Origin of the sequence: Rahnella woolbedingensis (assembly GCF_003602095.1) — a bacterium.
GTDB classification, from domain to species: Bacteria; Pseudomonadota; Gammaproteobacteria; order Enterobacterales; family Enterobacteriaceae; genus Rahnella; species Rahnella woolbedingensis.
Genome location: NZ_RAHH01000009.1, coordinates 60,522 through 82,391, shown reverse-complemented (window position 1 = coordinate 82,391; position 21,870 = coordinate 60,522). Strand labels below are relative to the sequence as shown.

At 53.5% G+C, this 21,870-nt stretch carries 16 protein-coding genes; 5 read left to right on the top strand and 11 right to left on the bottom strand.

The window, feature by feature from the left end:
- Positions 1-39 precede the first annotated feature (39 nt).
- Entirely contained in the window at positions 40-861 is an 822-nt protein-coding gene (djlA, locus tag D6C13_RS09250; protein WP_120132493.1) for a co-chaperone DjlA, read from the top strand.
- An 87-nt stretch (positions 862-948) separates the two neighbouring features.
- On the opposite strand, the gene rluA is transcribed toward djlA, so the two are convergent.
- The 3 genes from rluA to D6C13_RS09235 all read right to left on the bottom strand — a co-directional run bounded on the left by rluA (position 949) and on the right by D6C13_RS09235 (position 7,229).
- The gene (gene rluA, locus D6C13_RS09245) at positions 949-1,650 is read right to left on the bottom strand and encodes a bifunctional tRNA pseudouridine(32) synthase/23S rRNA pseudouridine(746) synthase RluA (RefSeq protein WP_120132492.1); all 702 of its coding nucleotides are present in this window, start codon (positions 1,648-1,650) and stop codon (positions 949-951) included.
- A gap of 66 nt (positions 1,651-1,716) precedes the next feature.
- Positions 1,717-4,614, bottom strand: a complete 2,898-nt coding sequence (gene rapA, locus D6C13_RS09240) for an RNA polymerase-associated protein RapA (protein ID WP_120132491.1) — start codon at positions 4,612-4,614, stop codon at positions 1,717-1,719.
- A 209-nt stretch (positions 4,615-4,823) separates the two neighbouring features.
- The gene (locus D6C13_RS09235; RefSeq protein WP_120132490.1) at positions 4,824-7,229 is read right to left on the bottom strand and encodes a DNA polymerase II; all 2,406 of its coding nucleotides are present in this window, start codon (positions 7,227-7,229) and stop codon (positions 4,824-4,826) included.
- Positions 7,230-7,472: 243 nt separating this feature from the next.
- On the opposite strand from D6C13_RS09235, the gene D6C13_RS09230 reads away from it, so the two are divergent.
- The gene (locus D6C13_RS09230) at positions 7,473-8,240 is read left to right on the top strand and encodes a DedA family protein (RefSeq protein ID WP_120132489.1); all 768 of its coding nucleotides are present in this window, start codon (positions 7,473-7,475) and stop codon (positions 8,238-8,240) included.
- Between the two features lie 16 nt (positions 8,241-8,256).
- On the opposite strand, the gene thiQ is transcribed toward D6C13_RS09230, so the two are convergent.
- From thiQ to sgrR, 4 genes are all read right to left on the bottom strand, one after another.
- Positions 8,257-8,970 carry a thiamine ABC transporter ATP-binding protein ThiQ gene (gene thiQ, locus D6C13_RS09225; RefSeq protein ID WP_120132488.1) on the bottom strand — a complete coding sequence of 238 codons (714 nt, stop codon included), beginning with the start codon at positions 8,968-8,970 and terminating at the stop codon, positions 8,257-8,259.
- Positions 8,954-10,564, bottom strand: a complete 1,611-nt coding sequence (thiP, locus tag D6C13_RS09220; RefSeq protein WP_120132487.1) for a thiamine/thiamine pyrophosphate ABC transporter permease ThiP — start codon at positions 10,562-10,564, stop codon at positions 8,954-8,956. Before thiP ends, thiQ begins: the two co-directional genes overlap by 17 nt.
- Positions 10,540-11,523 (bottom strand): thiamine ABC transporter substrate binding subunit, encoded by a 984-nt coding sequence (gene thiB / locus D6C13_RS09215; protein ID WP_120132593.1) that lies wholly within the window; start codon positions 11,521-11,523, stop codon positions 10,540-10,542. The genes thiP and thiB overlap by 25 nt, the downstream gene beginning before the upstream one ends.
- Positions 11,524-11,855: 332 nt before the next feature.
- Complete coding sequence (gene sgrR / locus D6C13_RS09210) at positions 11,856-13,517, bottom strand: HTH-type transcriptional regulator SgrR (protein WP_120132486.1); 1,662 nt, start codon at positions 13,515-13,517, stop codon at positions 11,856-11,858.
- A gap of 102 nt (positions 13,518-13,619) precedes the next feature.
- On the opposite strand from sgrR, the gene sgrT reads away from it, so the two are divergent.
- Together sgrT and D6C13_RS09200 are read left to right on the top strand one after the other, a co-directional pair.
- On the top strand, positions 13,620-13,805 hold the full coding sequence (gene sgrT, locus D6C13_RS09205) for a glucose uptake inhibitor SgrT (protein ID WP_120132485.1): 186 nt from the start codon (positions 13,620-13,622) through the stop codon (positions 13,803-13,805).
- Between the two features lie 171 nt (positions 13,806-13,976).
- Positions 13,977-15,140, top strand: coding sequence for an MFS transporter (locus D6C13_RS09200; RefSeq protein WP_120132484.1), 1,164 nt, complete (start codon positions 13,977-13,979; stop codon positions 15,138-15,140).
- Positions 15,141-15,209: 69 nt separating this feature from the next.
- Here the strand turns inward: D6C13_RS09200 and leuD are convergent, their stop codons facing one another.
- From leuD to leuA, 4 genes are read right to left on the bottom strand one after another with little or no spacing between them, the layout of a single operon-like run.
- Positions 15,210-15,812 carry a 3-isopropylmalate dehydratase small subunit gene (gene leuD, locus D6C13_RS09195; RefSeq protein ID WP_120132483.1) on the bottom strand — a complete coding sequence of 201 codons (603 nt, stop codon included), beginning with the start codon at positions 15,810-15,812 and terminating at the stop codon, positions 15,210-15,212.
- A 10-nt stretch (positions 15,813-15,822) separates the two neighbouring features.
- On the bottom strand, positions 15,823-17,223 hold the full coding sequence (leuC, locus tag D6C13_RS09190) for a 3-isopropylmalate dehydratase large subunit (protein WP_120132482.1): 1,401 nt from the start codon (positions 17,221-17,223) through the stop codon (positions 15,823-15,825).
- Position 17,224: 1 nt separating this feature from the next.
- Positions 17,225-18,316, bottom strand: a complete 1,092-nt coding sequence (gene leuB / locus D6C13_RS09185) for a 3-isopropylmalate dehydrogenase (RefSeq protein ID WP_120132481.1) — start codon at positions 18,314-18,316, stop codon at positions 17,225-17,227.
- A 2-nt stretch (positions 18,317-18,318) separates the two neighbouring features.
- On the bottom strand, positions 18,319-19,908 hold the full coding sequence (gene leuA / locus D6C13_RS09180) for a 2-isopropylmalate synthase (protein ID WP_120132480.1): 1,590 nt from the start codon (positions 19,906-19,908) through the stop codon (positions 18,319-18,321).
- Between the two features lie 754 nt (positions 19,909-20,662).
- Here leuA and leuO point away from each other — a divergent pair.
- Positions 20,663-21,610, top strand: coding sequence for a transcriptional regulator LeuO (gene leuO / locus D6C13_RS09170; protein WP_120132479.1), 948 nt, complete (start codon positions 20,663-20,665; stop codon positions 21,608-21,610).
- Positions 21,611-21,870 lie beyond the last annotated feature (260 nt).

Below are 21,870 nucleotides of genomic sequence, written 5' to 3'. Positions count from 1 at the left end.
AGCAATTTTTAAGCGACGGCATGGCGAATTGAGGAGTATATGCAGTATTGGGGAAAACTGCTCGGACTTATCCTTGGCTTATGGTCAGGTTTAGGCTTCTGGGGAATTGTTGCAGGGCTGCTGATAGGGCATATGTTTGATACCGCGCGTTCCGCGAAACGCCGGGGTTTTTTTGCCGATCAGCAGACACGTCAAACCATCTTTTTCCGCACCACATTTGAAGTGATGGGGAATCTGACTAAATCAAAAGGCAGGGTTACCGAAGCAGATATTCAGATCGCCAGTCTTTACATGGAACGTATGCAATTACACGGCGAGCAACGTGAAGCCGCGCAGCGCGCCTTCCGCGACGGCAAAGAAGCCAACTATCCTTTGCGGGAAAAAATGCGTGAATTGCGCAGTGCGTGTTTTGGTCGTTTTGACCTGATACGGACTTTTCTGGAAATTCAGATCCAGGCCGCATATGCCGACGGTTCATTGCATCCTAATGAACGTGAAGTGCTGTATGTGATTGCCGAAGAGCTCGGAATTTCGCGGATGCAGTTCGATCAGTTCCTGCGCATGATGGAAGGCGGCCAGCAGTTTGGCGGCCATCAGCAGGGCGGTCAGTCCTATCGCGGCGGTTATCATCAGACGCAGCAAGGCCCGACGCTGGCGGATGCCTGCAAGGTGCTGGGCGTGAACGCGACTGATGACGCAACGACCATTAAGCGTGCTTACCGCAAACTGATGGGCGAGCACCATCCGGATAAACTGGTAGCGAAGGGTTTGCCGCCGGAAATGATGGAAATGGCGAAGGAAAAAGCGCAGTCAATTCAGGCTGCGTATGATTTGATTAAGCGTGAGAAAGGTTTCAAGTAAGCCGTCACAGCCTTAACAAACCCTCGAATAAACAAAAGGCGCTGAGTTCAGCGCCTTTTTTCTTGCTCATTTTAACCCTGACGGACGTCAGAAATCCGGTTCGCAGTTAAACACCAGCGGGGCATCGGTGATCGGATGATAGAAGGATAATTCCTGAGCGTGCAGTTGCAAGCGATCCGCTGCCGCCAGCGCCTGCGGATGGGCATAGAATTTATCGCCCAGAATCGGATAACCGAGCGCCAGAAGATGCACGCGCAACTGATGTGAGCGGCCGGTGATAGGACGCAGTTTCACCCGCGTAGTCCCGTCTTCATCCCAGGACATGACCTCATACTGGGTCAGCGCCTTTTTACCAGTTTCGTGACAGACCTTCTGTTTTGGCCGGTTGGGATAATCACAAATCAGCGGCAAATCGATAATGCCGTATTCTTCTTCAACCCGTCCCCAGACCCGTGCGATATACACTTTCTTAGTTTCACGCTCGCGGAACTGACGTTTCAGTTCGCGCTCGGCGTCCTTGGTCAGTGCCACCACGATCACGCCGCTGGTGGACATATCCAGACGATGAACAGATTCCGCTTCGGGAAATTCCTGCTGAATGCGCGTCATCAGACTGTCCTGATGCTCGGCTAATTTCCCCGGCACCGAAAGCAGTCCGCTTGGCTTATTCACCACCATGATGTGTTCATCCTGAAAAATCACCTGTAACCAGGGATCGGTCGGCGGATTGTAATTCTCCAGCGGCCGGGTTTTGGAAGGCTCAGGGATGGTGGGTTGATGTTCGCTCATAGCGGTTTCAGTCTGTGTCCGTATTAAAGAGAAGAAGGGATGCAGACTGTCTGCATCCCGTCGGGCTTACTGATGGCTGACCACCACAAGGCGGATAGCATCCAGACGCCAGCTGGCATCGTTGAGATTCGCCAGCACCTGCTTACGGTTAGAGTCTACCGATTCCAGTTCGTCATCACGAATGTTCGGGTTCACTTCTTTCAGCGCTTTCAGGCGATCCAGCTCCTGAGTCAGTTGCTCGTCGGCTTCGACTTTCGCCGCTTCAATCAGCGCGCGTGCCTGCTCAGCGATTTCTGCTTCGGCCTGTTGCAGCATGGCGTGGACATCCTGCTGCACCGCATTCACCAGTTTGCTGGAGTTATGACGGTTGATGGCGTTCAGCTGACGGTTGAAGCTTTCGAATTCTACCTGAGCCGCCAGATTGGTGCCTTTGCGATCCATCAACATACGCACCGGTGTCGGTGGCAGGAAGCGGGTCAGTTGCAGATGTTTCGGCGCCTGACATTCCACCACGTAAACCAGTTCAGCCAGCAGCGTACCGACCGGCAGCGCTTTGTTTTTCAGGATCGACACCGCACAACTGCCGGTATCGCCGGAAAGGATCAAGTCCAGACCGTTACGCACGATCGGATGTTCCCAACTGATAAACTGTGTATCTTCACGCGACAGCGCCTGCTCACGATCAAACGTCACGGTACAGCCGTCTTCCGGCAGACCCGGGAAATCCGGCACCAGCATGTGATCTGACGGTGTCAGCACGATCAAATTATCGCTGCGATCGTCCTGATTAATCCCGACGATATCGAACAGGTTCAGCGCAAAGTTCACCAGATTAACGTCGTTATCCTGCTCGCCTATTTCTTTCGCCAGTTGCTGTGCGCGCTCGCCGCCGTTGGAATGCATCTCCAGCAGGCGGTCGCGGCCATTTTCCAGCTTTTCTTTCAGTGCATCGTGTTCTGTGCGGCATTCAAGGATGAACTCGTCCAGACCCGTCTGCTCGGCAGGCGTGGCCAGGAACGCAATCAGCTGTTCGTAGGCGCTGTCATAAATGGTACGGCCGGTCGGACAGGTATGTTCGAACGCATCCAGACCTTCATGGAACCAGCGAACCAGCACCGACTGCGCGGTCTGTTCGAGGTAAGGCACCATGATGTCGATATTATTTTGCTGTCCGATACGATCCAGACGACCGATACGCTGTTCCAGCAAGTCCGGGTTAAACGGCAGATCGAACATCACCATTTTGCTGGCGAACTGGAAGTTACGGCCTTCGGAGCCGATTTCAGAACACAGCAGAACCTGCGCGCCTTCTTCCTGCGATGCAAAGTACGCGGCGGCGCGGTCACGTTCAATGATCGACAAACCTTCGTGGAACACGGCGGCACGGATAGCTTCGCGCTCACGCAGAACCTGTTCGAGCTGCAGCGCAGTCGCAGCTTTGGCGCAGATCACCAGCACTTTCTCGTCGCGGTTGGCGGTCAGATAACCGAGCAACCATTCGACGCGCGGATCAAAGTTCCACCAGGTGGCGTTCTCGCCTTCGAATTCCTGATAAATCTGCTCCGGATACAGCATGTCGTGCGCACGGGCTTCAGCCGTTTTCTTCGCGCCCATAATGCCCGAGACTTTAATCGCGGTCTGATACTGCGTCGGCAGCGGCAGTTTCATCGCATGCAGGTGACGCTCAGGGAAACCTTTCACACCGTTACGGGTGTTACGGAACAGCACGCGGCTGGTGCCGTGGCGGTCCATCAGCATCGAAACCAGCTGTTTCGCCGCCGCTTCGTCACCGTTGTTGGCGGCGGTCAGCAGGGCATCGGTATCGGCGTTGCCGACACTTTCACCGAGCAGCGCCAGGGCTTCTGGCGTCAGCGGCTCTTTGTTGAGTAACAGCGTGACGGCATCGGCCACCGGCTGGTACTGCTGTTGTTCCTGGATAAATTCTTCGTAATCGTGGAAACGATCCGGATCCAGCAGGCGCAGACGCGCAAAGTGGCTCTCCTGACCCAGCTGTTCCGGCGTTGCCGTCAGCAGCAGAACGCTTGGGATCTGCTGGGAGAGCTGCTCGATAACCTGATATTCACGGCTCGGCGCGTCTTCGCTCCACACCAGATGATGCGCTTCATCGACCACCAGCATGTCCCACGCCGCATCTGAAAGTTGCTCAAGACGGGATTTATTGCGGCGCACGAAATCGAGGGAGCAGATCACCAGCTGTTCGGTTTCAAACGGGTTGGTCGCTTCATGCACGGATTCGGCGTAGCGGTCATCATCAAACAGAGAGAAGCGCAGATTGAAGCGGCGCAGCATTTCCACCAGCCACTGGTGTTGCAGGGTTTCCGGCACCACGATCAGCACGCGCTCGGCACGGCCAGACAGCAGTTGCTGATGGATGATCATGCCCGCTTCGATGGTTTTACCCAGACCCACTTCATCGGCCAATAAAACGCGCGGCGCGTGACGCTGACCGACTTCGTAAGCGATGTGCAACTGATGCGGGATCAGGCTGGCGCGCATACCGCGCAGGCCACCGAATTCCAGACGGAACTGTTCACGCTGATATTTACGGGCACGGAAACGCAGGGCGAAGCGGTCCATACGGTCAATCTGACCGGCAAACAGACGGTCCTGCGGCTTGCTGAACGTCAGCTTGCTGTCGAGCAGGACTTCACGCATCGCGACGCCGGTTTCTTCGGTGTCCAGACGGATGCCGATGTAAGTCAGCAGGCCTTTATCTTCGACGACTTCTTCAACCTGTAACTGCCAGCCTTCGTGACAACTGATGGTATCACCGGGATTGAACATCACACGGGTGATCGGGGAATCATTTCGGGCATACAAACGGTTTTCACCGGTGGCGGGGAAAAGCAGAGTAACCATGCGCACGTCCAGTGCTACTACGGTCCCTAATCCTAATTCGCTTTCCGTATCGCTTATCCAGCGTTGACCCAATGTAAACGGCATAATCTCTCTCTGTGTTGTTTGCACTATATACGGCGACTGCGCAATGCTTGTTCAGCCCGCGAACTTTCTCGGGCAATAGTTTTCTTTCCCCGCCAGATGGCGCGGAATAGTTCGCTGTGTGAGGATGTTTCAGAAATGGGAAAGGGCGCTATGGTAAAGGAAGGTAAGCCTTTCGTCACCTGCGAATCAAAGAGCAATTCTTTTTTTGCTCAGAATAATCCCATCTGACCTGTAATCAGTGTAGCAAAGTCATCGTGCAGGAAAGGCAAAATACCGTCGGCAACCGGCTCCAACTGACGTTCGATGTAATGATCGTAATCGACGGGGGACTGGCGGTTCTCCAGTGGCTCAGGTCCGGACGTGGTCATCACGTAACTTATCCAGCCACCGTTCTGGTACTGCTTTGCGCGCCCGTGCAGAACATTATAGTCATCCGCCAGCCTCGCCGCACGGACATGTGGCGGGACGTTTTTTTCGTAGTCACTCAGTTTTCGGCGCAGGCGTTTGCGGTACACCAGCTTGTCATCGAATTCGCCGCCGAGCGTGCGCGCGACGTAATCGCGGACGTAATCCTGATACGGCTGACGATGGAAAATACGCTGATACAGTTCCTGCTGGAACTCCTGCGCCAGTGGCGTCCAGTCGGTGCGTACGGTTTCCAGCCCTTTATAAACGATGTGCTCGCCGTCAGCGTCATTCACCAGACCGGCGTAACGTTTTTTACTGCCGGTTTCAGAACCCCGGATGGTCGGCATCAGGAAGCGCTGGTAGTGCGTTTCAAATTCCAGTTCCAGCGCGCTTTCCAGTCCGTATTCCTGTTGCAGATGTTCTTTCCACCAGGCGTTCACCTTTTCAACCAGATGGCGGCCAATCGCGCTGGCGTCTTCCTGAGAATGGGCTTTGTTTAGCCAGACAAACGTGGAATCGGTGTCACCGTAAATCACCTGATAGCCTTCGGCTTCAATCAGCTCGCGGGTCTGGCGCATGATGTCGTGCCCGCGCAGCGTAATCGAAGACGCGAGACGCGGATCAAAAAACCGGCAGCCGCTGGAACCGAGCACGCCATAAAAGGCGTTCATGATGATTTTCAGCGCCTGCGAGAGCGGTTTATTTTTTTGCTTTTTGGCTTCCTCGCGGCCCATCCAGATCTGGCGGACAATTTCAGGCAGACAATGTTTTTGCCGCGAAAATCGGGCGTTGCGGTAACCCGGCACCGAATGTTCGTCGTCCGGTTGTTGCAGTCCGGCGACCAGCCCGACCGGGTCGATCAGAAAGGTGCGGATAATCGACGGATACAGACTTTTGTAATCGAGCACCAGTACGGAATCATACAATCCGGGGCGTGAATCCATCACAAAACCACCGGGACTCATTTCGCCCTGTAACTCGCCCAGATTCGGCGCGACGTAACCGGCGCGGTGCATGCGCGGTAAATAAAGGTGGGTAAACGCCGCCACGGAACCGCCACTGCGATCTACCGCCAGACCCGTCACCGAAGCGCGTTCGAGCAGAAAGGGCATCAGCTCGGTTTTGGCAAAAATCCGCGTCACCAGCTCGCAGTCTTTCAGGTTATAGCGTGCCAGCATCGGTTTATCTTCACGAAAACGCTGCTCGATTTCGGCCAGCCGCTGATAAGGATTGTCGCTGGCTTTGCCCTCGCCCAGTAAACTTTGCGAGACAAATTCCAGACTGAACGAATTGAAGTTCCAGAATGCCGATTTCAGTGCTTCAATGCCGTCAATGATCAAACGACCGGCGGCGGCAGCGAAAAAGTGTCCCTGTTTAAACCCGTGCTCACGCCATTCAAGTTCACCGCCACCGCGTCCGAATTTCAGCGGGATTTTGTAGCGGTCAGCGTGTTTTTGTAAAACCCGCAGGTCAAACTGCACCACGCTCCAGCCAATAATGGCATCGGGATCGTAAGCTTCCAGCCACTCATTGAGTTTTTCCAGCAACTGCGGGCGGCTGTCGACGTAAACCAGATTGAAATCGAACTGAGCATCAGGCGCACCGTTGGGCGGGCCAAGCATATAAACGTGGCGCTGCCCGCAGCCTTCCAGCCCGATGCAGTACAACTCGCCGTTACCGCTGGTCTCTATATCCAGCGAACACAGTTTCAGCGGCGGACGGTAGTCCTCCGCCGGCTTCATTTTGGTGTCGAGCAGCAACCTGTCTGAGGCGGGTTTACCGCTAAACCAGACCGGCGCGGTGATGTAGCGTTCCATCAGAAAACGCTCCGGCGGACGGATATCCGCTTCGTAAACATTGACGCCGTTTTCTTTCAGCAGTTTTTCTATCCGCATTAACTGCCGGTGTTGCGGGCAGTACAGGCCAAGAACGGCACGGGAATGGAAGTCCTGCAACGGAAGCGGACGCAGACTGATATTTTTTTCGTCTGCGAGAATACGCTCCGCCTGTGCCCGCTGTTCGGCGGGAATAAACGCCACCGACTCCTGCAAAGGCAGGCGTACTTTTTGCGGGCCGTCGTCGGTTGCCAGCCATAAATCGACCTCCGTACCCCGCGGCGTGTCGCGCCAGTGGCGGGTCAGCACAAATCCCTGACGCGGCGCCGTGTCAGTGGTTCGGGCAGATGAGGATACGGAATTTGCGTTAATAAGCGCCTCGGAACAGGTGAAATAAAAGATGAAATACCAGGACAGAGTATGGTTATTTATACAGTCTTTGTCTACGTCTCAGGTTTCTGCCAAATACGCATACAATTACGCGGTTGACTGCGATAGTTCATGCGCTGACAATTCAGCCGCTTGATGTATTTACTACAATGAGAATGCAGAAAACTCACACTTGTCTTATTTTTCTACGCAATTGGCGTAGGCGTAACTGAATTCTGGGAATTTATGGAAGCCTATCTACAACATCTGGTCGCTCAGTCGGTGGGCTTCGCATTAATTATTGTCGCAGTGGTGGCTTTCTTCGAGTCGCTGGCGCTGGTCGGACTGATCCTTCCCGGCACCGTGATGATGGCAACGCTCGGCACGCTTATCGGCAGCGGTCAGGTGGGGTTATACGAAGCGTGGCTGGCGGCGGGTATAGGCTGTTTTCTTGGGGACTGGGCTTCGTATTTCATTGGCCGCGGTTTCAAGGAACCGCTGCACCGGTGGCGTTTCCTCAAGCGTTATCAGTCACTGCTGGATAAAACCGGTTACGCGCTGGACAGACACAGTTTTGCCACCGTGATCATCGGGCGTTTTATCGGCCCGACGCGCCCGCTGGTGCCAATGGTCGCGGGGATGCTGAATCTGCCGCCTTACAAATTTGCGCCGCCGAACATCATCGGCTGTATTTGCTGGCCTCCGGTGTATTTCCTGCCCGGTATTCTGGCTGGCGTGGCGATTGATATTCCGGCGGGGCACAACAGCGTGGTCTTTAAATGGCTGTTATTGCTCTGTGTGGCGCTTATCTGGCTGACGGCGTGGCTGGCCTGGCGCTGGTTCCGTGCCGGAAAAGGGGCATCAGACGCCCTGACCAAATGGCTGCCTTTACCGCGTTTGCGTGTGGTGTGTATTCTGAGTCTGCTGGCGACGGTCGTCAGTTTTGTGATGCTGAGCCAGCAGCCGATGCTGCCGGTTTACGGTCATTTACTGTGGAAAGTCATCACCCGCTGATTTCAGGCGGACTTTCTTAAACGTCTGTCCCTGAAACGTTTATCCCCAATACTCTGGCCTCCTGCGCACTGCCGTCGGCCAGCGCCTGCGTCGGCCCGTCGTAGAAAATCCGGCCATCGACAATCAGCAACGTGCGCGGCGCAATCCGTGCCGCATCGTCCAGATTATGCGACACCATCAGCAGCGTGAGATTACGCTGTACGCATATCTTATCCAGCAAACTCAGCATTTCACTGCGCAGCGCCGGATCGAGCGCCGAAAAGGGTTCATCGAGCAGTAAAACCGGCTGACTGCGTAACAGACAACGCGCCAGTGCGACACGCTGACGCTGGCCGCCGGAAAGCTGTGACGGCAGGCGGTCAAGGCAATCACTCAGCCCGACCTGTTGCGCGATCTCTTCCAGTTCCAGCTTTTGCTGCACGCTGAGTTTCAGCCCCGGATGCAGCCCCAGCCCCATGTTCTGCCGCACCGTCAAATGCGAGAACAGATTGTTTTCCTGAAACAGCATCGACACCGGTCGCTTTGCCGGAGTCGTCGCGCTGTGATCTGCACCATTGAGCCAGATCTGCCCGCTGACCGGCGCCAGAAAACCCGCCACCAGACTGAGCAGGGTACTTTTCCCCGCGCCGCTCGGACCAAGGATCGCCACGCGTTCACCGGCTTCAATTTGTAAATCGAAGCGCATCGGCAGATGTTCGTACAGGTACGTCAGTTTATTCAGCGTCAGCATGGCGGCCCGGCAATTTCTCAATCAGGGTGAATAACAGGAAACATAACAGCAGTAATATCAGCGCCGTTACCGCACCGTCCTGGCTGCGATAGGAACCGATCTGCTGATACAAATAAAACGGCAGGGTGCGGAAGTTCTCGTTACCGAACAACGCGATGACACCGAAATCCCCCAGTGACAGCACGCAGGCAAACGCCAGCGCTTGCGCAATCGGGCGTTTCAGCGCGCTCAGTTCCACCCAACGCAGCCGCTGCCAGCCGCGCATATCGAGTGAAATACACAACGGGTTATAGCGTTCCGCCACGTCGCGCATCGGGTTATCCAGCACTTTTAATGCGTAAGGTACCGCCATCAGCGCATTGGTCATGATGACCAGCGGCCACGGCGATTGTGGCAATCCGGTGGTATCGCCTAGCAGCAGGAAAAAGCCGGTCGCCAGAACGATGCCGGGCATCGCGAGGATCAGCATACCGCTGAGATCCATCGCCTGCGCCCAGCCATTTCGCTGACGCAAACGCAGTTCACGGCTGCTCCACAGCAACATCATCGTCAGCAGCACACACAATACGCCGCTGCCCAATGCGATGCGCACGGATGTCCATAATGCCTGCCAGAGCTCGGGTTGCTGCAAAACACCGATCGCAGCCCGGTTGATACCGTCAGCCATCACGGCGAGTAACGGCGGCAGGATCAGCAGCAATGCGAGACCAATTAGTACCGCATCGCCAGTACGACGCAGCAGGGAGTCGTCGAGATTTCGCCAGCGCTGAGAATGCGTCTGGCCGACCGGCAGTGCCTGGCTGAGTTTCTGACTGAGCAATACCAGCACCATACAACAAAACAGCTGGATGAGCGCCAGCGTGGCCGCACGGCTTAAATCGTAGTCGTAACTCAGCGCCTGATAAATCGCCAGTTCTATAGTGGTCGCCTGCGGGCCGCCGCCCAGTGAAAGCACCGTGGCAAAGCTGGCGAAACACAGCATGAAGATCAGAGCCGCAGCGGGGAAAATCTGACGGCGGAGGGCAGGCCATTCAACAAAGCGGAACTGCTGCCAGGTATTCATGCCCAATTGCGCGGCCAGCTGGCGCTGCTCGACGGTGATATTTTCCAGCGCCTGCACCAACAGACGTGTCGCCAGCGGCAGATTGAAAAACACGTGGGCCAGTAAAATGCCCTGTAAACCATAAGGCGAGAAACGATAATTTACACCCAGCCAGCCACAAATCTGCGCCAGCCAGCCCTGCCTGCCGTAGACGCTGAGAATGCCGAATACTGCCACCAGAACCGGCAGAACCAGCGTCATTGCGCACAAGCGTAATAACAGCTGACGGCCGGGAAAGCGGCGACGAAACAGGGCGCGGGCAAGCCAGATGGCGGGCAGCACCGAGCAGAGCGCCGAAAGCAGCGCCTGCCAGAAGGTAAAGCGGATCACATGCCAGAGATACGGATCCTGCCACAGCGAGACACCGCTCATCTGTGGCGCATGACGCCACAGTGAACCTAACGCCAGCGTCGCTACCAGCAGCATCAGCAGTGAGGCGATGGCGCCCGGCCACAGCCAGCGTGGGATCAACGGCTGACGGCGTTCTGCCATGCCTGGATCCACTGGCTGCGATGAGTTGCGACATCCTGCGCGTTGTATTGCAGCGATTTCGCCGGTACGGTCAGCTGTTTAAAGGCGTCAGGCAGCGGCGTGTTCACCACCGGATACATCCAGTTACCGGTCGGGATCACGTTCTGGAAATCTTCGGTGGTGACGAATTTCATGAATTCTTCGGCCAGTTTGGGTTGTTTGCTGTTAGCCAGCTGACCCGCTACTTCGACCTGCATATAGTGACCTTCGGTAAAATCAGCCGCCGCGTAGTTATCTTTCTTCTCTTCAACGATGTGGTACGCCGGAGAAGTGGTGTAGCTCAGCACCAGATCGCTTTCGCCTTTCAGGAATAACCCGTAAGCCTCACTCCATCCTTTGGTGACGGTGACGGTTTTCTTCGCCAGTTTTTCCCACGCAAGCGGTGCTTTATCGCCATAGACTTTTTGCATCCACAGCATCAGACCCAGACCCGGCGTGCTGGTACGCGGATCCTCATAAATGACTTTCCAGTTTTGATCGCTGTTGATCAGCTCATCGAGGCTTTTTGGCGGATTCTTCAGTTTGTTTTTGTCATAGACGAAGGCGAAATAACCGTAATCGTAGGGCACGAAAGTGGTGTTATCCCAGCCACCAGGTACGGTCAGTTTGGCATCGGTTTTCGGCGCTTTGGCAAATAATCCGGTTTGCTCAGCAGCCTGCAACAGGTTGTTATCCAGCCCCAGCACGACGTCGGCTTTGCTGTTTTTGCCTTCCATCCGCAGACGATTAAGCAAAGACACGCCATCTTCCAGCGCGACATATTTCAGCTCGCAGCCGCACCGGGCTTCAAAGGCTTTTTTGACTGCCGGACCGGGACCCCAGTCCGCAGAGAAAGAATCGTAGGTGTAAACCGTCAGAACAGGTTTTGCAGCAAATGCCGGTGCAGAAAGTATCAGCAGGCAGGACAATAATTTTTTCAACTTTGCGCTCCAAAAAAATGAAAGGGCAAAGGATTTTGAGTAAGCATCGCGCAGTCTCAAATCCCTCCGCCGGGATTAACCGGATCAGGTTCGACGGGTATACTCTCAGCCTTTTAAACTTGCTGTGCGTGTGTTGATCGGGCGTCGTGCAGCGCTCGAAATGCTCACGTACTTTGTGTACGCTCCGCTTTCTGTGCGCTGGACTTCACCCGCTGGACACGCGCTCGCGGCGTTTAAAGATAGAGTTCATTCTTCATTTAAAGAACGCACTCTGGCACCCCGTTGAGAACGGATGTCATTCTAGAGATTAACGGCGCGATGCGATAGTCCGATTAACTGTCCGGTGGCGCAAACCAGGCGGATTTGAAGTCGAACCAGCCGAGAGTGTTCATGCGCACGCCGCGCATACTGCGTTGCCCCTGCAAGACTAACCAGTGATGGAACAGCGGGTGGATCTGATAATTTTTGATTTGTTTCTGTCCCCATTTTGCCATCGATAATTTCCCTGCGTGCCAGAGCGCTGCGTCCTCGCTGATATCGTCGCTAAAGCAATGTCTGGCCAGAGGCAGCTCATAAAAATGAGCAAACAGGGAGAATTCCAGCGGTAGCGTGAAATTAGCGCTCCCCAGCCACAGGTCACTTTTTGCGTCGCCGCGATGCCAGACGGCATAGTCAACAATCTGAATAATCAGTTCGATGCCCTCTGCCACCAGCAGCGGGCGCAGTGCGTTGCAGATGGCCTGATGCTCGGAATGCTCACCGTAGAATGTCAGTGTCACCTGGCTGAGTCCTGCCGGTTTTGGCGGGCGCGGTTGCGGGTCTACATGATGCCAGCGGGGCAGCAGGCCATAGGCCGGGGACCAGTAGCGCTGATAAATGGGCTCGGCGACGTTTAGCAGGGCAATCGGATTGAGCAAATCACACAGCCACTGGCGGATTTCATTGTTTTGCCCGACCGGCGAGCGCTGGTCAAATAACAGAAAATAACAGCCTTCCTCGAGGCGGCTTTCCAGTTCGCTTTTGCCGGATTCATCCGCCTGGAGCTGAACGCCGGAATGCACCAGTTCCTCGCTCAGTTCCGGTAAAACCCAGATATTCACTTCGTCGATCAGCGCGCGAAAACCAAAGTAATCATCAAAAGCGCGGATGCGCAACTGGGTTTTCAGATTACGCACCACCGCATAAGGGCCGGTGCCTACCGGATGGCGGGCAAAATCAGGCAGCGATTGCCACTCCTGCGGCAGGATCATGGCGTGGACGTTCCCAAGCAGCCAGGGCAGCCAGTGGTCGGGAGAGTTCAGATGAACATCAATGACATTCGGTGTCGGTGATACCACCAATGACAAATTACCGAAAAGCGGATGCGTTTTGAGCCGGTTAAAGGTCGCAATGATATCCGCCATCTCCAGCTCACGCCCGTGATGAAAATGAATCGCCGGACGCAGATAAAAGCGCCAATGCTGCGGTGTGATTTCCTGCCAGTGATGGGCTAAATCGCCTTCAGCTTCCCCGTTTTCCTCATTTATGCGCGTCAGTCCGCTAAAAATTTGCCGGGCAATATGGGTTTCTGAGCGGCGCAGCATGGTGCCGGGAAGCAGGTTAAACAACGGACGATAATACAAAACGCGCAGGATATGCTTGCCCTGACGGAAGCTGCGTCCCAGCTGTGAAAGCAGCATCTGCCGCACCATGGTTTTGTCGCCGACCAACTGCACCAGCTGGTCGATATGATCCTGCTCCAGCAGCGCTTCGGCGCGCTGCTGCTGGAGTGCCAGCCCGGTGTAAAGAAATTTCAGGGTCGATCGCTTTCCCCGTCCGGCTTGTGCATCCCACATCAGCCAGCCTTGCTCCTGCATGGTACTGAGTAAGGATCGCATATGCCTTCGTGAGCAGTTCAGAACTTCCGACAGTGCCTGTAACGTGGTTTCGGTTTCTTCACCGTGACAGCTTTGCCACAGGCGGATGAACTGTTGTTGCAAACGGGACGAGGACATAAAAGAGGAACTCCGTGGGCAGTTTTCATCAATTTATCTTTCCTCATATTACGCTGATACTGTTTCTCAACGAAAGCCTGTTGTGAATCACCGGAGGTCAGCATGAAACGTAGTCTGAACGCCCGTTTCTACCAGCGTTACTTCGAAGCTATTAAAAGGAACGCCTCTAAAAATCATGCAGACTGGCTGTCTTGGGTTCCGGTGCAATACCGTCTGGATATTCTGTCCCGCCTCACGCAGTGGGATATGGAAACGCTGGACGATGAGCAGTACCGCCGTCAACTGTGACTTCAGGTCTGACTGAATTCGATTTTCTGAGTAATGGTGTATTGTCACCAGCCAGTGAGGCAACTCACTGGTTTTTTTACACGCTTTTTTTGTTCATTCCCCAGAACTTCCTGAAACTTCGCTACACTGTCTGTCTTGTTTTATGGGCTTTCATTTCTCAGGGACGACGTTATGCCAAAACCTCGTTTTAATCGTATTTATGTCACCTTTCTGGTGGTCTCCTTGCTGTGCGGCGTGGCGGGGGCATTACAGGCGCCGACGCTCAGTCTGTTTCTGACCAACGAAGTGAAAGTCCGTCCGCTGTGGGTGGGGCTCTTTTATACCGTGAATGCCATCGCCGGGATTGCAATCAGCTTCCTGCTGGCAAACCGCTCGGATAACAAAGGCGACCGGCGCAAATTGCTGATGTTTTGCTGCCTGATGGCGCTGGGAAATAGCCTGGTGTTTGCCTTCAGCCGCGATTATCTGGTGCTGATCACCGTCGGTGTGCTGCTGGCGGCGATCGGGAATGCGTCGATGCCGCAGCTGTTTGCGCTGGCGCGTGAGCATGCGGATCGCTCCGCCAGTGAAGTGGTGATGTTCAGCTCGATGATGCGTGCGATGCTCTCGCTGGCCTGGGTGCTCGGCCCGCCGCTGTCGTTTATGCTGGCGCTGAACTACGGCTTTACGCCGATGTATCTGAGCGCCGCCGGGGTGTTTGTCAGCAGTATATTAATGATCTTTTTCTTCCTGCCCTCTGTGCCGCGCCTCGAACAGCCGGTGGACGAAAAAGTGGTGCCGGTGAGCGCCTGGCGCAACAAAGATGTGCGTCTGCTGTTCTTTTCCTCCCTGCTGATGTGGACCTGCAATATCATGTATGTCATTGATATGCCGCTCTACATCACCAGTGACTTAGGCCTGCCGGAAGGGCTGGCAGGGCTGCTGATGGGGACGGCCGCCGGGCTGGAAATTCCGGCGATGCTGCTGGCGGGCTATCTGGTGAAACGTACCGGTAAACGCAAACTGATGCTGTATGCCGTGGCCAGTGGTGTCGTTTTCTATGCCGGGCTGGTGGCATTTCAGTTCAAGGCGGCGCTGATGATCCTGCAACTGTTTAACGCGATTTTCATCGGGATCGTGGCCGGGATAGGGATGCTGTATTTTCAGGATCTGATGCCGGGAAGGGCGGGTTCGGCGACCACGCTGTTCACCAACAGTATTTCCACCGGTGTGATTTGCGCAGGCCTGTTACAGGGCTTTATCGTGGAAAACTTCGGGCATTATCCGGTGTACTGGGCGGCAACCGTTCTGGCGGTGGTGGCGCTAGGTTTGATGTATAAAGTGAAAGACGTCTGACCCGACTATGATGCTGATAAAGAAAAACCCGCGAATTTCGCGGGTTTTTTTATGCTCACAGCTCAGACATCACTGCATAAAGGCAGGCTGATTTTTCTCGTAGCTGGAAATATTCCCTTCGTGTTGCAGGGTCAGGCCGATGCTGTCCAGGCCGTTGATCATGCAATGACGGCGGAAGTTGTCGATGACGAACGGATAGCTTTTCTCGCCTGCTTTGACGGTCTGCGCTTCCAGATCCACTTCAAACTGGATGCCTTCGTTGTTTTTCACCAGCTCGAATAATTCATCGACTTCTGCTTCGCTCAACGTGATGGGCAATAACTGGTTGTTGAACGAGTTGCCGTAAAAAATATCGGCAAAGCTCGGCGCGATAACGGCGTGGAAGCCATAATCAGTCAGCGCCCACGGCGCATGCTCACGGGATGAACCGCAACCGAAGTTTTCGCGTGCCAGTAAAATGCTCGCGCCTTTGTAGCGCGGCTTATTCAGCACGAAATCAGGGTTAGGCACCTGACCAGCGTCGTCCAGAAAACGCCAGTCGTTAAACAGATGCTGACCGAAACCGGTGCGGGTAACTTTCTGCAAAAACTGTTTCGGGATAATGGCATCGGTATCGACGTTTGCTGCATCCAGCGGAACCACCAGACCGATGTGTTGGGTAAATTTAGCCATGGTGTTTTCCTCAGTTCAGTTCACGGACATCAGCGAAACGGCCAGTCACCGCAGCGGCAGCGGCCATCGCCGGGCTGACCAGATGGGTACGGCCGCCACGGCCCTGACGGCCTTCGAAGTTACGGTTACTGGTAGACGCGCAACGCTCGCCCGGCTCCAGACGGTCATTGTTCATCGCCAGACACATAGAGCAGCCCGGCAGACGCCATTCAAAACCGGCTTCGATGAAAATCTTATCCAGACCTTCTTCTTCCGCCTGCGCTTTTACCGGACCGGAACCCGGAACCACAATCGCCTGTACGCCAGTTGCGACTTTACGGCCTTTGGCAATCGCTGCCGCAGCGCGTAAATCTTCGATGCGGGAGTTGGTGCAGGAACCGATAAAGACTTTATCAATCGCCACGTCAGTCAGTTTAATGCCCGGTTGCAAGTCCATGTACGCCAGCGCTTTTTCAGCGGAAGCACGTTCTACCGGGTCCGCAAATGAGGCCGGATTCGGGATGGTCTGATTCACCGCCATTACCTGACCCGGGTTAGTGCCCCAGGTGACCTGTGGTGCGATTTCAGACGCGTCCAGCGTGACAATACTGTCGAACTTCGCGCCATCTTCGGTTTTCAGGGTTTTCCAGTATTCGACTGCCGCGTCCCAGTTTTGATCTTTAGGCGCAAACTGACGGCCTTTCAGATACGCAAACGTGGTCTCATCAGGAGCCACCAGACCGGCTTTGGCACCCATTTCGATCGCCATGTTGCACAGAGTCATACGACCTTCCATGCTCAGCGCCTCAATGGCTTTACCGCAGAATTCTACAACGTGACCGGTACCACCAGCGCTGCCAGTTTTACCGATAATCGCCAGAACGATATCTTTTGCGGTGATACCCGCAGGTGCATCGCCGGTGACTTCGATTTTCATCGTTTTGGCACGACCCTGTTTCAGGGTTTGCGTCGCCAGAACGTGTTCCACTTCCGAAGTCCCGATACCGAAGGCCAGTGAACCAAACGCACCGTGTGTGGCGGTATGGGAATCGCCGCAGACAATGGTCATGCCCGGCAAGGTCATGCCCTGCTCAGGACCAATGACGTGAACAATGCCCTGATACGGGTGGTTCAGGTCATACAACTGCACGCCGAATTCCGCACAGTTTTTGATTAATTCCTGCATCTGGATGCGCGCCATTTCGCCGCTCGCATTGATGTCTTTAGTTTGCGTGGAGACGTTGTGATCCATGGTCGCAAAGGTTTTACCCGGCTGACGCACCTGACGGTCCATCGCGCGCAGACCGTCGAATGCCTGCGGAGAGGTCACTTCGTGAACCAGGTGGCGGTCGATGTATAACAATGGTGTTTCGTTTTGCGCTTCGTAAACCACGTGCGCATCAAACAATTTCTGATACAGAGTCCTGGACATGTTATGCCCCTTCTTTCACAAAGCGGGCAATGATATCGCCCATTTCACTGGTGCCCAGTGCCTGCTGGCCGTTAGCCAAATCGCCGGTACGATGGCCAGCTTCCAGTACTTTATTGACGGCCTGCTCAATCGCATTGGCGGCGTCATCCGCTCCCAGGCTGTAACGCAGCAACAGCGCGGCAGACAGGATTTGTGCAATCGGGTTAGCGATGTTTTTACCGGCGATATCCGGTGCAGAGCCACCCGCAGGTTCGAACAAACCAAATGCCTGTTCGTTCATGCTGGCAGAAGGCAGCATGCCCATAGAGCCTGTGATCATCGCGCATTCGTCGGACAGGATGTCGCCAAACAGGTTGGAACACAGCAGCACGTCAAACTGGGACGGATCTTTAATCAGCTGCATAGTCGCGTTATCGATGTACATATGGCTCAGGCTGACATCCGGATAATCTTTGGCGATTTCGTTAATCACTTCGCGCCACATAATCGAGGTCTGCAAGACGTTCGCTTTATCGATAGACGTCACTTTGCTGCGACGTTTGCGTGCAGATTCAAAGGCGATTCGGGCGATACGTTCGATCTCAAAACGGTAATACACTTCGGTATCAAAAGCTTTCTCATGCGCGCCCTGACCTTCGCGGCCTTTAGGCTGACCGAAGTAAATGCCACCGGTCAGTTCACGCACGCACAGAATATCGAAACCTTTTGCGGCGATATCGGCACGCAGCGGGCAGAACTCTTCCAGACCCTGATACAGACGGGCAGGGCGCAGGTTGCTGAACAGTTTAAAATGTTTGCGCAGTGGCAATAATGCGCCACGCTCAGGCTGATCGTTTGGCGGTAAATGTTCCCATTTCGGGCCACCGACGGAGCCGAACAGAATCGCATCAGCTTGTTCGCAACCGGCGACGGTCGCTTCCGGCAACGGGCTGCCGTGTTTGTCGATGGCTGCGCCACCCACATCGTATTCGCTGGTGGTGATCTTCAGGCCGAAACGCTGACGAACTGCTTCCAGAACTTTATATGCCTGGGCCATAACTTCCGGGCCAATTCCGTCTCCGGGTAAGACGGCAATATGATGGGTCTTGCTCATGTTCACACCGTTTCCTGATTATTTTGAATGTTGTTGTGTTGCTGACCTGCCTGCTGCAAACGTTGTTTTTCGATCTCAACTTGTTTGCTGCGCCAGATGTTATTCAGTACGTGCACCATCGCTTTAGCGGAAGATTCCACTATGTCCGTCGCCAGACCGACACCGTGGAAACGGCGGCCATTGAAGGAGACAACCACGTCTACCTGACCCAGTGCATCGCGGCCCTGGCCTTTCGCGCTCAGTTGGTATTTCACCAGTTCAATCTGATAGCCGGTGATGCGGTTGATAGCCTGATAGACGGCATCAACCGGACCGTTGCCGGTGGCGGCTTCGGTGATAATTTCTTCGCCGCAGGACAGGTTGACTGACGCGGTGGCGGTAATTTTGGAGCCGGACTGCACGCTGAAATTATCCAGACGGTAGAATTCAGGCTCTTCCTGCTGCTTACTGATGAAGACCAGTGCTTCTAAATCGTAGTCGAAAACCTGCCCTTTTTTGTCAGCCAGCTTCAGGAACGCGGCATACAGATGATCCAGATTGTAATCGGCTTCTTTGTAGCCCATTTCTTCCATACGATGCTTAACGGCAGCACGACCGGAGCGGGAAGTCAGGTTCAGTTGCACCTGATTCAGACCGATAGATTCCGGGGTCATGATTTCGTAGTTTTCACGGTTTTTCAGCACGCCGTCCTGATGGATACCGGAGGAGTGTGCGAAGGCGTTTGAGCCGACAATCGCTTTGTTGCCCGGGATCGGCATGTTGGTAATCTGGCTGACAATCTGGCTGGTGCGGTAAATTTCTTTGTGATTGATGTTGGTGTGAACGTTCATGTAGTCGCTGCGGGTGCGGATCGCCATGATCACTTCTTCCAGCGCAGTGTTACCGGCGCGTTCGCCGATACCGTTCAGCGTCCCTTCAACCTGACGCGCACCGGCCTGAATGGCGGCGATGGAGTTACCGACCGCCATGCCCAGATCGTCGTGGCAGTGAACGGAGATAATCGCTTTATCAATGTTAGGCACACGTTCATACAGATTCGTGATGATGCCGCCGAACTGAACCGGCGTGGTGTAACCGACGGTGTCAGGAATGTTAATGGTGGTCGCGCCAGCTTTGATTGCGGCTTCTACGACGCGGCACAGGTTATCCAGCGGCGTACGACCGGCATCTTCGCAGGAGAACTCGACGTCATCGGTATAGTTGCGGGCACGCTTCACGGAATGCGTTGCCATCTCCAGCACCTGATCAAACGAACGCTTCAGTTTGGATTCAATGTGCAGGGTAGAAGTGGCCAGGAATACGTGGATACGGAAAGCTTCTGCGACACGTAAGGCTTCGGCCGCGGCGTCGATATCGCCGTCCACGCAGCGAGCCAGACCGCAAACACGGCTGTTTTTAATCTGGCGCGCAATAGTTTGTACAGACTCGAAATCGCCAGGAGACGAGACCGGGAAGCCAACTTCCATCACGTCAACGCCCATTCTTTCCAGCGCCATTGCAATCTGAATCTTCTCTTTAACACTCAGGCTGGCCTGTAACGCCTGTTCACCGTCACGCAGCGTGGTATCGAAAATAATGACTTGCTCGCTCATGGGTTGTTCCTTGTCTGCTTCTATTTTCGCGCCCTGCGGAGGTAAAAAAAAACCCGCGCATCGGCGCGGGTTTATTGTCTGTGGAAGTTAAAATCAGTTTTGATTTTCGCCCACTGGCTTACCGCGCAAATTTTCTGCGTTGAGTAGTAGGCCTAGGAGACGGGTCATCATGAACATGTGTTTTCAGCTTCTCGTAATGGGGTGGTCAGAACGGACATCGTTCAAACAGTGCTTAAAGTGATACGGGAATGTGTGCGGTATGTCAACACTTCACTGTGTGGAAATTCCAGTAAATTGCAAAAATGATAGTTCATCTCATTTAGCATTAAACACTACTTTTCTAAATGTATCTGGAATGAAGATTTTTGTTCATCCGGGTGGGTGTAGAGAGAAAAAAGCAGTCCAAAAATGGACACTACCTTTCTCGTGTGGAAGGAATAAACTATTTAATACAATAGGTTGGAAATGATTTAGCGCGGCTTAACTTATTATTCATTTTTCGCATGTTGTTTCTATAAACATTTTATCGTTCTATATCATCAGCTTCACCCTAGCGAAATGAAGATAGCATTTAACTTTCTGATTATTGGAAATGAGAGTCGATTTCTTTCCGAAATTAGGAACGCATTAAAGTACCGAGTTTATCCGCCGGTCTTCTGTATGTCAGAATTCATTCCGGTGCCATTTTAAATAAAACAAATAATTAAAGATAATCAGTCTTAAGCAGGTTGAGGTATCTTGAATGGGAAATGTAATGTCTGATCTGACGACAGATAATCAAACTAAACCTACTGAAGCGGATACGCATCTTCGCAATGTTGATTTGAATTTGTTAACGGTATTTGATGCCGTTATGCAATTACAAAACATTACTCGTGCGGCCAATATGTTGGGAATGTCCCAACCTGCGGTGAGTAACGCCGTTGCCCGGTTAAAAATCATGTTCAATGATGATTTATTTGTCCGCTTTGGCCGCGGCATCCAGCCAACCATGCGTGCGCGCCAGTTATTTGGCCCGATCCGCCAGGCGCTGCAACTGGTGATGAACGAACTCCCGGGAGCTGGTTTTGATCCTAACGTGAGTATTCGTGAGTTCAATGTGGCAATTTGCAGTCCGCTGGATAAACGATTAACTTCGCAGGTACTGAATGCGGTCGATGCTTTATCAACTGATGTCAGTATTAAATTGCAAACAATTGTGAACGACAATATTGAGCATCAGTTACGTTATCAGAATATTGAATTCATGATCAGCTATCGTAAATTCGATCGCCCGGATTTTTGTAATCAGGCTTTATTTAATGATGAGCTGGTGCTGGTAGCGGCACAAAAACATCCCCGTATCAGTCCGCATATGTCAGATGAAAAATATCTGAAAGAAAAACATGCCGTAATGATGTTGGATCGTTTTTATTCATTCAGTTCACCTTATTATGATGACCCTGAAATGCATTCGCTGATTGCTTATCAGGGAACGGATCTTTCCAGTGTAATGGAAATTGTTTCGAAAACAGATATGGTCGCACTGGTACCGCGCTGGATTGCTCAATCGAGCGCCGGAATATTAAATCTGTCCGTTATCCCTTTACCCTGGATGAAGAACAGCCTGACCTGTTATCTGTCATGGCATGAATCTTCCAGTAAAGATAAAGGCAATATGTGGATGAAGTCGTTATTAAGCCAATGCATTCTGTCTTTATAGCGGGTCACTCTGGTACATCCCATTTTTACTGTGGCTGATTGCGCAGTAAAAATGGCTAGTTATGGTTTTATTTGTGGTTTTTTATCCTGCCTGGTTTTTGCTCCTCGTTAAAGCTAGGCAGGTTTTTTTCATTCCTGAATCCCTCCGTCCGTTTTTCCAAAAGAGCCGTTTTGCTTCTACAATTTGATTTCGCCGTGCAATATTTGCCGGTAGACTGCGTTAAATCTTTGTAACAGAGCAATGCAGTCAGCTCCCTCCCT

What these genes read in the sequence shown, in the direction of transcription:
- thiP (WP_120132487.1), bottom strand. Translation starts at nt 10,564, where the DNA reads ATGGCAGAACGCCGTCAGCCGTTGATCCCACGCTGGCTGTGGCCGGGC.
- D6C13_RS09200 (WP_120132484.1), top strand. Translation starts at nt 13,977, where the DNA reads ATGCCAAAACCTCGTTTTAATCGTATTTATGTCACCTTTCTGGTGGTC.
- sgrT (WP_120132485.1), top strand. Translation starts at nt 13,620, where the DNA reads ATGAAACGTAGTCTGAACGCCCGTTTCTACCAGCGTTACTTCGAAGCT.
- leuB (WP_120132481.1), bottom strand. Translation starts at nt 18,316, where the DNA reads ATGAGCAAGACCCATCATATTGCCGTCTTACCCGGAGACGGAATTGGC.
- thiQ (WP_120132488.1), bottom strand. Translation starts at nt 8,970, where the DNA reads ATGCTGACGCTGAATAAACTGACGTACCTGTACGAACATCTGCCGATG.
- leuC (WP_120132482.1), bottom strand. Translation starts at nt 17,223, where the DNA reads ATGTCCAGGACTCTGTATCAGAAATTGTTTGATGCGCACGTGGTTTAC.
- djlA (WP_120132493.1), top strand. Translation starts at nt 40, where the DNA reads ATGCAGTATTGGGGAAAACTGCTCGGACTTATCCTTGGCTTATGGTCA.
- rluA (WP_120132492.1), bottom strand. Translation starts at nt 1,650, where the DNA reads ATGAGCGAACATCAACCCACCATCCCTGAGCCTTCCAAAACCCGGCCG.
- sgrR (WP_120132486.1), bottom strand. Translation starts at nt 13,517, where the DNA reads ATGTCCTCGTCCCGTTTGCAACAACAGTTCATCCGCCTGTGGCAAAGC.
- leuO (WP_120132479.1), top strand. Translation starts at nt 20,663, where the DNA reads ATGTCTGATCTGACGACAGATAATCAAACTAAACCTACTGAAGCGGAT.
- D6C13_RS09230 (WP_120132489.1), top strand. Translation starts at nt 7,473, where the DNA reads ATGGAAGCCTATCTACAACATCTGGTCGCTCAGTCGGTGGGCTTCGCA.
- rapA (WP_120132491.1), bottom strand. Translation starts at nt 4,614, where the DNA reads ATGCCGTTTACATTGGGTCAACGCTGGATAAGCGATACGGAAAGCGAA.
- leuD (WP_120132483.1), bottom strand. Translation starts at nt 15,812, where the DNA reads ATGGCTAAATTTACCCAACACATCGGTCTGGTGGTTCCGCTGGATGCA.
- leuA (WP_120132480.1), bottom strand. Translation starts at nt 19,908, where the DNA reads ATGAGCGAGCAAGTCATTATTTTCGATACCACGCTGCGTGACGGTGAA.